The 12,148-nt window shown below is 34.3% G+C and carries 11 protein-coding genes; all 11 read left to right on the top strand.

Going from position 1 to position 12,148, the window contains the following annotated elements; all coding sequences use genetic code 11:
* The first annotated feature begins 271 nt into the window (after window positions 1-271).
* The 11 genes from IPM71_15640 (at window position 272) to IPM71_15590 (ending at window position 11,429) form a co-directional block, all read left to right on the top strand.
* Complete coding sequence (locus tag IPM71_15640; protein QQS50987.1) at window positions 272-574, top strand: HTH domain-containing protein; 303 nt, start codon at window positions 272-274, stop codon at window positions 572-574.
* Between the two features lie 119 nt (window positions 575-693).
* Entirely contained in the window at window positions 694-852 is a 159-nt protein-coding gene (locus IPM71_15635; protein ID QQS50986.1) for a hypothetical protein, read from the top strand.
* Window positions 853-882: 30 nt separating this feature from the next.
* Window positions 883-1,020, top strand: a complete 138-nt coding sequence (locus IPM71_15630; protein QQS50985.1) for a hypothetical protein — start codon at window positions 883-885, stop codon at window positions 1,018-1,020.
* 1,082 nt (window positions 1,021-2,102) lie between these two features.
* On the top strand, window positions 2,103-3,185 hold the full coding sequence (locus tag IPM71_15625) for a hypothetical protein (GenBank protein ID QQS50984.1): 1,083 nt from the start codon (window positions 2,103-2,105) through the stop codon (window positions 3,183-3,185).
* A 7-nt stretch (window positions 3,186-3,192) separates the two neighbouring features.
* The gene (locus IPM71_15620; GenBank protein ID QQS50983.1) at window positions 3,193-3,750 is read left to right on the top strand and encodes a hypothetical protein; all 558 of its coding nucleotides are present in this window, start codon (window positions 3,193-3,195) and stop codon (window positions 3,748-3,750) included.
* 1 nt (window position 3,751) lies between these two features.
* Entirely contained in the window at window positions 3,752-4,906 is a 1,155-nt protein-coding gene (locus IPM71_15615; GenBank protein ID QQS50982.1) for an HlyD family efflux transporter periplasmic adaptor subunit, read from the top strand.
* 67 nt (window positions 4,907-4,973) lie between these two features.
* A complete protein-coding gene (locus IPM71_15610) occupies window positions 4,974-7,163 on the top strand; it encodes a peptidase domain-containing ABC transporter (protein QQS50981.1) in 2,190 nt (729 codons plus the stop codon).
* Window positions 7,164-8,913: 1,750 nt separating this feature from the next.
* Window positions 8,914-9,135 carry a hypothetical protein gene (locus tag IPM71_15605; GenBank protein QQS50980.1) on the top strand — a complete coding sequence of 74 codons (222 nt, stop codon included), beginning with the start codon at window positions 8,914-8,916 and terminating at the stop codon, window positions 9,133-9,135.
* Window positions 9,136-9,153: 18 nt separating this feature from the next.
* Complete coding sequence (locus IPM71_15600; GenBank protein ID QQS50979.1) at window positions 9,154-9,648, top strand: hypothetical protein; 495 nt, start codon at window positions 9,154-9,156, stop codon at window positions 9,646-9,648.
* A 1,026-nt stretch (window positions 9,649-10,674) separates the two neighbouring features.
* Complete coding sequence (locus tag IPM71_15595) at window positions 10,675-10,911, top strand: DUF4160 domain-containing protein (protein ID QQS50978.1); 237 nt, start codon at window positions 10,675-10,677, stop codon at window positions 10,909-10,911.
* Window positions 10,908-11,429, top strand: coding sequence for a helix-turn-helix domain-containing protein (locus tag IPM71_15590; GenBank protein QQS50977.1), 522 nt, complete (start codon window positions 10,908-10,910; stop codon window positions 11,427-11,429). Before IPM71_15595 ends, IPM71_15590 begins: the two co-directional genes overlap by 4 nt.
* The last annotated feature ends 719 nt before the right edge of the window (window positions 11,430-12,148 follow it).

The following is a 12,148-nucleotide window of genomic DNA, read 5'->3' as shown; positions in this document are numbered from 1 at the left end:
GCAATCGGCAGCTTCTCATACCACCACCGTTGTGTGCAAGTGTTTTAGAACCAAGATACATTGATACTTAATGGAAATCTGACATAAAAAATATGTTGGAAATTTAAAGTTTATATTATTGCATTTTAAAAATATTTTTTAATTTTTCATCAGATTAAATATTGTAATAATAGAACTTGCCGCATTTTCAAAACACTTAAACACACGTTTATCGAAAAAAAATAACATACCTTTTTATTTCACTTAAGTCAAACCTCAAAAACCCAACATTATGTTATTCAAACACATTAACCGTTTACAGCAAATTGACCAGCTAATACGGCAACAAAGAACAGGAAATGCCGATGAACTTGCAGAAAAGTTACAATTAAGCAGGCGACAAGTTTATAACTGGCTCGATGAATTGAAAAATTATGGCCTCGAAATAGATTATAACCGCGTTATAAAATCCTTTGTTTATTTAAAGCCATACCAGATTAATATTTTACTTGACATTCAAGAATTAACTTTAGAAGAAACCACAGAATTAGAAGCGGGAATAAATTTTTTCGAAAAGACTTGTTTTGTGCAATGAAATTGCACAAACGTAAAATATATTTGAACCAGCAAACTAATCATAACCCTACAGGCCTGTTAGTTCATAATGATGTTTGTTAGGCGATATTGCCAATATTTAACTAAAGATTACTAGGCATGAATACAAAAATTGATTTAAAAAATCTTTCCTTAGAAGAAATGTCGCACATTTCTGGGGGTAATATTGCACTTGCAATATCTATATTGGGTGCATGTATTTATATTTATAATAATTCTGGTGATTTTGCAGCAGGCTATAGGGCTGCTAGGAATTAATGTATTTTTAACATTACAAAATATACTATTATGCTTAAAGTAGAAGAATTATCGTTAAACGAAGCAATTGAAATATCAGGTGGTGATAAGTTCATGTATAATGTTGGATATGCAGTTGGGATGATTGCTAATCAACTCGACTATTGTCATCTATTTTTGCTTTGGTGATTTTTGAATTTTAATTAGAGGGCTGCTTTATGAATTTGAAGCAGCCTCTTTAATACAATAATATTTCAATCTTAATAGTTATGCAAGAAAACAATCTCGAAAAAAAAGTCAAAAGACAAAAGACCATTATTATTATATTAACAATCTATGTTGTATTATCCGTTATTATACAGCTTTTTAATATGCTTTTTTGTTAAACTCTCTGGTATCAACAAAGCTTTTTTATCTATTAGTTTTTTTCATTTTTTTCTCCAAACCACCCTACCAAAATCAATCTAAATTGTAGTTGTTTTGTCCTTTATTGCATTATTTTTTGCAATCCTTTCATATGTAAGCTCCACTTTTCCCCTTAATACCAAAACCATTTTCTTTGTTGCTTCAGCTTCCACACAACTCGTGGTAAAGCCAAGTTCATATGTTTCTTTAAAAAAAATGTTTTGTGCAATGAAATTGCACAAACGTAAAATATATTTGAACCAGCAAACAAATCATAACCCTACAGGCCTGTTAGTTCATAATGATGTTTGTTAGGCAATATTGCCAGAACAATTTTTAATAATAATACAATGAATATTGAAAATCTTCAACCTCTAAATTCGAAAGAATTAGTCGAAACCAATGGAGGTATTTTAGCTTTATTTATTATTGGTATTGCAGTCGGAATATCAATTGCTTTAATGATTAAGAATTAAAAAAGGAACAAATGGAAATTAGAGATTTAACACAATCAGAATTAGTCGAAACAAACGGTGGCAGCATCTTTTTGTTGGGCGTTTTAGTAGGATTCATAATTGGATACTATTTTTTGGATTAATTATCAAGTAGCGGACAATTGTTCGCTACTTTTTTAATCACTTTTATAATCATATTTTTAATCTATACAATTATGGAAAACAATGAATATCTCACTTTAAACAAATTTCAATTTTTATAAGGTGAAGAAGTATATTTTTAGTTTAATATGCCCTTTTGTATTTTACTTCCCCGTATATACACAAAATACTACTAATAATAGTCTATCTTTTATAATAGTAGATTCACCAACTCAATTATCAACAATGCGCCAATTTAATCAAAATTACATGAGCGCATTCACATATTCGACTAATAAGCTTTATGAAAAAGTTGATACTACTATTTCTGATTTAGCTGTTTTATTAATAAGTGGCTTATTTTCAATACCTTTAACTCATGAAGAAGGCCATCGTTCTATTTTAACAGCACAGAACATTGGTTCAATTTCAAAACCTTATCCAAACAAACACCTTGCAGCCTATGTAATTGGATTGGAAGATAATACTCTTATTAATTTAAGAGATAATCATTTTGAAGAATATATTCGATTACATACTGCTGGTCTTGAATCAGACTATTGCTTGACAAAAAAAGCGATTTCCATTTTAATAACTAATGACGTTAATAATAGAGGTGTGTATTTGGATAATTTAATGAGGGTAGGATCAGATGTTTTATATCTTACTTCTGGCTTATTCAAACTGAAAATTGGAATAACCGAGGAAGATGATGAATTAAAAAGAGATATAGTTGGCCATGATATTTATGGCATGGTACGGCATCTTCACAGACCGGACATGGATTTTTACCGTTATACCGAGTATGAAGATTTAACCTATGAGGAACAAAATTTTGTAAAAAGAATTGGCTATCGTTCTTTTATTAATCTTTTAAGTCCTACATTAATAGGGAAAAGATTCTTTCTAACAAAAAACTCATTAAAATATAATTTTAGCTTAGGTTACTCCTTATCTCCTTTTGGTGATTATATCGATGAAAACTTTTGGCTTGTTACGCAAAAAAGACATCTGATACATATATATTTAAGGCAATATCAAAATAAGTCAGATTGGTTTCCGGCAGGAGGTGTTACAATTGAAAATATGAGCTTTTTAAATGAACAACTATTACTAAACCTTTCCCTGCATGGTTGGTTACAGCCTGAAAATCAATATTTTATTAGTTCAAATAGTTCACAGGGATATGGAATAGATTTCTTATTTAAAGTGCCTTTAAAGTTAAAAACACACAGTAACGTTTTATCAATTGATTTTGGTTGTATTTATAAAACTTCTGGGTTCTTGCCTGAGGAAGTTAATATGGGTGAACATATAGGATTTAGACTTGGAACATCTTTTTATTTAAGGTAATATGATTATGTTAAAACTAAAATTTAAGCATAGCATTAATAGCAAAGATCTTAGTATTAATTATCAAATTGATGCTGATAAGGTTCTTATAGAAGTAAATGAAACTTTGATTCTCTATTTAAAAGAGAAGAATTGCTGTTATCGGGTAAATTCCTTATTTAATACTTTAACCCACATCGATTACAATAAATCTTTAGCACAGATTAATCATTTTAAAGAACAAGTAGGTGATATTGTATTCAAGAATGCGAACCTAAACTATCAAGAAAATATCCAAACTAGGAAAACCTTCTCAAACACAAATGAATTATTAAAGGTCCAAGGTGAATTTGAAATAACCAAAATTCAAGGGCTTGACAGCACTGCATACAACTCATTTTATAAATTTGATAGACAACAACAACTGATCGATATTCCTTTAGAGGATGATGAAATTATCTGTAAACTAAAAAGTGAAATTAATATGCAGCAATCTATCCAAATACAAATACTAGAGCTCATTTCATACGAAACTGGTTATGAAAATACTTTAAATGAATATTCAAACTATTCTATCATAAATTGAAATGACTAATCAACTACTTCCCTTCCAATCGTTTAATTCTAAAGAATCATTGATAGCTGACAATAAGGTTAAGACAAATCTTATTTATATCACAGTTATAATTGCGGTAATAACTACTATTGCTTTATTACCCATAATCAAAATATCCCTCTCCATTCAAGGCCGTGGCATTATTCGCCCCATAACCGAAAAAACTGAAATTAAGGCCATTCAGTCCGAAATGGTAACTGCTTTAAGTGTTCAAGAAGGTCAATTTGTAAAGCAGGGTGATACCCTTTTGCAATTACGGCAAGATATTCTAATTGGCAAGTTAACCTACCTTCAATCTGAACTCGACAAACAAAAAACTTTCATTAGTGATCTCAAAGGTTTAACTCTTAAAAATATAGTTCCGCCAACTTCTGGGTACTATTTAAGTAACTTCAATTCTTACCGACAAAGGCTAAAAGAAATTGAAAATAAAATTACAAAAGCGAAGGGTGAAATAGAACGAAATAAGGGTTTATACGAAAACGATGTGATACCTAAAAAAGACTATAGCGACCTTCAATTCAATCTAAGCCTCTTAGAAGAAGAAAAAAGCACACTAAAATATGAGCAACAAGCGCAATGGAAATCAGACTTGGATAAATACACCACAAGTGTGAATGACCTGAACAACCAAATATCAGAAACCGAGAAACAAAAGCAATTTTTCGTTATTACAGCCCCTGTATCCGGCACAATCGAGGAGTTTTCCGGTATTTATATTGGTAGTATGCTCCAGGCAGGCCAAACCATAGCGGTGATAAGTCCCGAATCGGAAAAAATTGCAGAAGTGTATGTTTCTGCAAAAGATATTGGTTATTTAAAAGAAGGTCAATTGACAAAAATACAGATAGATGCCTTCAATTACAACCAGTGGGGTTCATTACAGGGCGAGATAGCCGATATTTCGGGTGATTTTATACTTGTCGACAATACTCCTGTCTTTAAGGTAAAATGCAAACTCGACAAAGATTATCTGGAGCTTAAAAACGGAATAAAGGGAAAGCTTAAAAAAGGCATGACAGTGAATGCACGGTTTATGATTGCAAAGCGTTCACTGTTTGATTTATTATATCAGAAATCCGATGATTGGTTAAATCCCACAAGAAATTTAGCGGCACACTATTAGGTTTAAATAGGTTAACAAATGGCTGCCATGGGGTTCCTATGGCAGCTTAATCTTTTTTAATGAGGCAATGAATAAAAAAGTTAAGGTAAAACAACATGACATTACTGATTGCGGGGCAGCTTGCCTTGCATCAATAGCCGCTCATTATAATTTACGAATTCCTGTTGCACGTATTCGGCAATTTGCTTCAACAGATAAGCGCGGAACAAATGTACTGGGACTAATTGAAGCCGCTGAGAAGCTCGGGTTCACAGCTAAAGGCGTAAAAGGGCCTTTTGAAAGCCTTGAGAAAATTCCGAAACCCGCTATCATGCATGTGATTGTAAAGGAGGTATTGCATCATTTTGTGGTGTTCTATGGCATCACAAAAAAACATGTAATTGTCATGGACCCGGCCGATGGCAAAATATATAAAAAAACTCATGAGCAATTTCGTAAAGAATGGACAGGAATTATTGTTCTATTGGTGCCATCGGAAGAATTTAAAACCGGAAATAGCAATGAATCAATCGGAAAGCGATTTATAAGGCTGCTTGCTCCCCACAAAACAGTAATGACACAGGCATTTTTCGGGGCAGCTATTTATAGTTTATTGGGCTTAACAACCTCTTTATATGTTAAAAACATAGTTGACCATGTGTTGATAGATGGTAACCTAAACTTGTTAAGTCTTATGAGTATGGTTATGATTGTCGTTCTGGTGCTAAAAGTTTACATAAGCTTCATGAAAAGCATCTTTGCACTTAAAACAGGACAAAAAATTGATGCAACCTTAATTCTGGGATATTATAAGCACTTGCTTACGTTGCCACAGCGTTTTTTCGATACCATGCGGGTAGGGGAAATAATATCACGGGTTAACGATGCAGTTAAAATCAGGACTTTTATAAATAACGTTTCGCTGGATATTGTTGTAAACATATTAATTGTTGTATTTACATTGGGTTTAATGTTCGTATTTTCATGGAAACTGGCTTTGGTTGTTTTAATTGGCATACCGCTGTACTTTATTGTTTATGCAATATTTAATAAGTTGAACAAACTGTACCTGCGTACAATAATGGAGAGTGCAGCCGAACTGGAATCGCACCTTGTTGAATCGTTAAATGGCGTTGCAACGATAAAACAATTTGGTACAGAATATTCAGCAAACATTAAATCAGAAACCCGATTTGTACAGTTACTTCGTTCTACATATAAGTCATCGAAAAACTCAATTATATCTATAAATGCTTCCGAACTTATTGCTGGTGGGTTAACAATCGCAGTTTTATGGTATGGCTCCGTCTTAGTAGTTAATCAAGGAATGACTGCCGGAAAATTGCTTTCCTTTTACGCCTTACTTGGATACATTATTTCGCCTATTGCGCAGCTTATAAGTTCTAACCAAACCATTCAAGATGCCATTATCGCTGCTGACAGGTTGTTTCAGATTATGGATTTAGAACGCGAGGAGGATAAAGAGAACAAAATCATTCTCACAAAAGAACTAATTGAAGATATTCATTTTAAAGATGTTTCATTTCGATATGGTACCAGGGTGCAAGTGTTCGAAAAATTAACCCTACAAATTCCCAAAGGAAAAACAACAGCCTTTATTGGCGAGAGTGGCTCGGGAAAAACCTCATTGGTTGCACTGATTCAAAAGTTATACCCGCTGCAGTCAGGTTCCATAGAAATAGGCAATTACAATTTACAGCATATTGAAAATAACAGCCTAAGGCAACTGATCGGTGTTGTTCCGCAAAAAATAGAATTGTTTGCAGGTTCAGTTATTGAGAATATTGCCTTTGGCTCCTTTGAACCTGATATGAAGCAAATTATTGATATCTGCGATTTTTTAAATATCAGGGAATTTATTGAGAATCTTCCGGGAGGCTTTAATTCTTATCTGGGAGAACATGGCGTTTCATTGTCGGGTGGAGAACGCCAAAGAATAGCTATAGCCAGGGCCTTATACCATAATCCGGAAATTCTTATACTCGATGAAGCAACATCAGCCCTTGATTCAGCATCAGAAGAATATATTAAAAAGGCAATTGATGTGATGAAGCAACAGCATAAAACCATAATTCTTATTGCACACCGCCTGAGCACAGTTATGCAAGCCGACAAAATATGTGTATTACATAAGGGCAACTTGGTGGAAGAAGGTGATCACTATGGGCTAATGCAAAAACAGTCTTATTATTTTAATATGTGGAAGCAGCAGATCCCGATATTAGAAGATGTTTTTCAAGCAACAACAGTGAATTAAATAAGTACTGATTTTTTAAGATTTATTACTGATTCTTATTGCGATGGTTTGTGCAAGGCAGAAATTTGATAAACACGTTTTTAGGTTAATCGCTCTTAGAACCTATAAAGAGTAACACCAGCACACAACAAGCAGTATACGCAATACGGGTTGTTTTGCTATATTTGGCCTATGTACAACTTGGCAACATTTAGTAGTTCTGAAGGTCGGGCATTTCAAAATTCCCGCACTGCGCATACTGCTGGGCGTTACAGCCAAGTGTCACCTGCCAATTTTAAGGTCATTTTACTGATAGTGCATCTAAGTTAGCTCCGGTTTGATAACACATTTTGCATGCCCCAGTCCCACCCCTTCATTTAATTGGAGCGCTATTGTAACGGATTGCAAAGTGTCACAAAACTTGGGTAAAGTTCAAAAACCAATTCCAAAACCATGAGTAAGCTTTGGCTCTTTTGGCAATAAAGCCTTTTGTCTGCTGAATAATAACCATTTACTCAGCCTCTGAGCCAATGGTTTGGCTAATGGTTTTTGAAACAACTTTTCCGCCACTTTGCTTTGCACCCTGACAAGTCCTGCAGCTATTAAATGCCCGGCAGATAGATGAGATAGCAATTAAATCCGGTTCCGGGGGCAAAATGATGTTCCAAACCTTGTGCGCCCATATAGGTTTGCGCTTTTAACACGCCGCCACCAGGCTATAACAGCCAATATAAGCAAGCTGGGTGTTGCAGAAATAGAAAAGTTTGTATATTTAATCCGCGGTATCGCTGGTTTTTTGGGTTGGTGCTTTTATTCCCAGCCTGCTTATATTGGCGTACCGTTGCGTGCAATGGCATCAAAACCATGACACCTGTAAATCGGATGAAAGTAAAGTACACCGATAGGTATCCTTCGGTATTACATAAACCCATCTTGATTTGACTCTGTAGCCCGGCAAAAGTATTTACTCCGTTTTAAGCTTTCTGCATCAGGATTCCTATCGCTGCACTTTTATTTTGATTTGACCTGCAAGAAATCAATGATGCTGATACCATTTGAACTCAACGCTCGATAGGATTTGAGAAGTTTGTTATGATTTGCTACTGGATATGTATTTAACGTATGAAAACTCTATGATTTAATGATTTAAGAGTTATTGGGAGAGCCAATTCTGACAAGCCTCGCTACTACTCGTATTGTGATTTCCAGTGCAAGTAGATAAGTCAGACACAAATTGATTTCTGACCGCAAGTAGATTTTAATACACGGATTACAAAAAGCCTCTCTCCTACTTATATTATGACTTCCAGTGCAAGTAAATAAGTCAAACACAAATTGACTTCTGGCTGCAAGTAGATTTTTATGTGCTGATTTATAAAGGCTATCGTAAACGTGAGATTTCTAAAAATTAAGCTACAACGGGATTTTAAAATCCAATTGCGCTAAACTGTTTGGATATTTCGCTTTAGCTGTTTATTGGGATTGATAGAACAAAGAAATAAAACAAAAACCCACTGCACGCAACAAGCAGTATACGCAATACGGGTTGTTTTGCTATATTTGAGCCATGTACAAGCAATTAACATTCAGTAGTTCTGACAGTCGGGCATTTCAAAGTTCCCGCACTGCGCATACTGCTGGGCGTTGTGTGTAATGCTTACAGACACCAAGTAACAAAAAGATTGCTCATGAATAATCACATTAATCCAAAATATTATTTTTATCAAAATATAGATATATCTCCTATTCTTCAAGTGGGGGAAATTTATTTTTGACTTTAACAAGAAAGCAAGGATTTGGAGTTTATAGTTACACAATTAAGGTGGAGATTGAAAACATAGAAAATAAAGAACAAACAGAAAGGGAGATAGAAGAAATTTGTTCCGAATACATTGAAAATCCTGATAATTTTTCAAAAAAAAATAAAGAGATAATGTTGGAATCTGAAAATACTAAAAGAGCTCTTAAAGAGTGGATTTCAAAAAATGAGTAAACATTAACAATTAGGGATATGAAACAGACAATTGGATTGAGTATTATTCTTTTGATTCTTTCATTAAATTCTTATGCACAGAATAGCATAATTGATAAGATTGACAATAAAACATGGTTTGAGGAAAATGGGTTCGCAGGTACAACAATTGTTTTTTACCAAACTTCAAATGGACTTAATAAAGCGATAAAACAGATTAATGGTTCGGGAGTGCCAGTTGTTGCCTCTGGGATTTATGATGTAGAATTTCAGACAGATTCAATTATTTTGTTTAACGGATTAAATTTAAATACTTCTGATAAATTAGAGGACAGTAAATATTCGTATGATAAAACTTCTGGACATATTAGTTCTTTGGGAATAATGTTTGATGTCCCAACACTGTACACTTGGACAGATAAAAGGAAAGATGTTAATACACAGATTGATGTAAAAAGATTGACTGATATTCCTATTAAGACTAATGAGATTTATAAAGAAGAAGATTTAGTGAAAATATTGATTGATAAATAAAGCACATACACACAACAATGTATATACAAAATAGGCGTGATAGCAATGAATTCAATGGCTGTAGCCCGCTTCAAAATTATAACGGTTTGATAAGTTTGAAGCCCGCAATCGCCTACTTTGCATATACTCAACGTTGCGTGCAATGGCATCAAAACCGTGACACCTGGAAATCGGATGAAAGTAAAGTACACCGATAGGTATCCTTCGGGATTACATAAACCAATCTTGATTTGACTCTGTAGCCCGGCATAAGTTTCTACTCTGTAGTTAACGTTCTGCATCAGGAATCCTATCGCTGCACTTTTATTTTGATTTGACCTGCAAGAAATCAATGATGCTGATACCATTTGGACTCAGCGCTCAGAAGGATTTGAGAAGTTTGTTATGATTTGCTACTGGATATGTTTTTAACGTATGAAAACTCTATGATTTAAGAGTTATTGGGAGAGCCATCTCTGACGAGCCTCTCTCCTACTCGTATTGTGACTTCCAGTGCAAGTTGACAAGTCAGACACAAATTGATTTCTGACTGCAAGTAAATTTTAATACACGGATTACAAAACGCTTCTCTCCTATTTTGTACCGTGACTTCCAGCGCAAGCAGATAAGTCAGACACAAATTGATTTCTGACTGCAAGTAGATTTTAATGCGCTGATTTTTAAAAGCCATCGAAAACGTGAGATTTCTAAAAATTAAGCTAAATCGGGATTTTAAAATCCAATTGCACTAAACTGTTTGGATATTTCGTTTTAGCTGTTTATTGGGATTGATAGAACAAAGAAATAAAACAAAAACCCACTGCACGCAACAAGCAGTATACGCAATACGGGTTGTTTTGCTATATTTGGGCTATGTACAACTTGGCAACATTTAGTAGTTCTGAAGGTCGGGCATTTCAATTTTCCCGCACTGCGCATACTGCTGGGCGTTGTGGTTAATTACAAATGAGAATTTTATAAAAGATTAAACGGACAAAGATTGGATTTTAGTATCTAATTAGATACTTTTGTGTAAAATGATTTTCAATGCCAACGATTGATAGTTTTAATGGTATTAAGATACATGTTTACAACGGAGAACATAGACCTCCTCATATTCATGCCGATTATAATGAATTTGAAGTTTTAATTGAGATTGAGCGAGGTGTGATTTATTCCGGGAATTTACCGAACAGACAATTAAAACAAGTTTTCGATTGGTTGGCTGGTAATGCTGATTGGGCTTTAGAAGTGTTTTATGAATTAAATCCTGAGTTAAAATGAGACAGAGTATAAAAATACCACGGATTTTAAAAATCAACTGGATTAGTGAATTGGCAATTTCAGTGGTTTTTAATAATGGAGAATCGAGAATTATTGACTTTAGGAAAATCCTTAAAAAAAATGGAGTGAATGAAAACTCACCAGTTAATATTCTATTTGATTCAAAAGAATTTGCAAAAGTTAAACTTGAAGGAAATACTCTTTCGTGGGATAACGTCGAGCAATACATTACGATGAGAAATGGAAAAAAAATGAAAGTCCCTTATGAGATTGGTGCTGATATATTGCTTAAATATAGCCAACCTGAGAAATCAGAACTATCATTAAAACTGGGACAAATGGTCAGAGAGGCAAGATTAAGAAGTGGATTAACACAACAAGATTTAGCTTTGAAAAGTGGTACTTCCAGAACATATATTTCTCGGATTGAGAATGACCGTTCAGATTTGGAGATTGCTACTTTGAGAAAGATAATTGAGACTGGTTTAGGAAGAAAATTAGAAATATCAATTAAGTAACTAACCACAACATGCAGTATACGCAATACGGGTTGTTTTGCTTTATTTGGGCTATGTACAAGCAATCAACATTCAGCAGTGCTGACAGTCGGGCTTTCCAAAATCCCCGCACTGCGCATACCGCCACCGTTGCGTGCAATGGCATCAAAACCGTGACACCTGGAAATCGGATGAAAGTAAAGTACACCGATAGGTATCCTTCGGGATTGTGTGAACCGATTCAAATCTGACTTGGTAGCCCGGCATAAGTTTCTACTCCGTAGTTAGCGTTCTGCATCAGGATTCCTATCGCTGCACTTTTATTTTGATTTGACCTGCAAGAAATCAATGATGCTGATACCATTTGGACTCAACGCTCGATAGGATTTGAGAAGTTTGTTATGATTTGCTACTGGATATGTTTTTAACGTATGAAAACTCTATGATTTAATGATTTAAGAGTTATTGGGAGAGCCAATTCTGACGAGCCTCGCTCCTACTCGTATTGTGACTTCCAGTGCAAGTAGATAAGTCAGACACAAATTGACTTCTGGCTGCAAGTAGATTTTTATGCGCTGATTTTTAAAGGCTATCGAAAACGTGAGATTTCTAAAAATTAAGCTGCCATCGGGATTTAAAATTGTAAAAGACATTAACTAACCGTGGATATTTGACCTTCATTATCTATTTGGACAAAAGGACAAAATTTTAAAACAAAAACCCACTGCACGCAACAAGCA

The sequence above is a fragment of the Bacteroidota bacterium genome, assembly GCA_016699695.1.
Lineage (GTDB): Bacteria > Bacteroidota > Bacteroidia > Bacteroidales > UBA10428 > UBA10428.
This window is presented reverse-complemented; position numbering and strand designations above follow the sequence as displayed.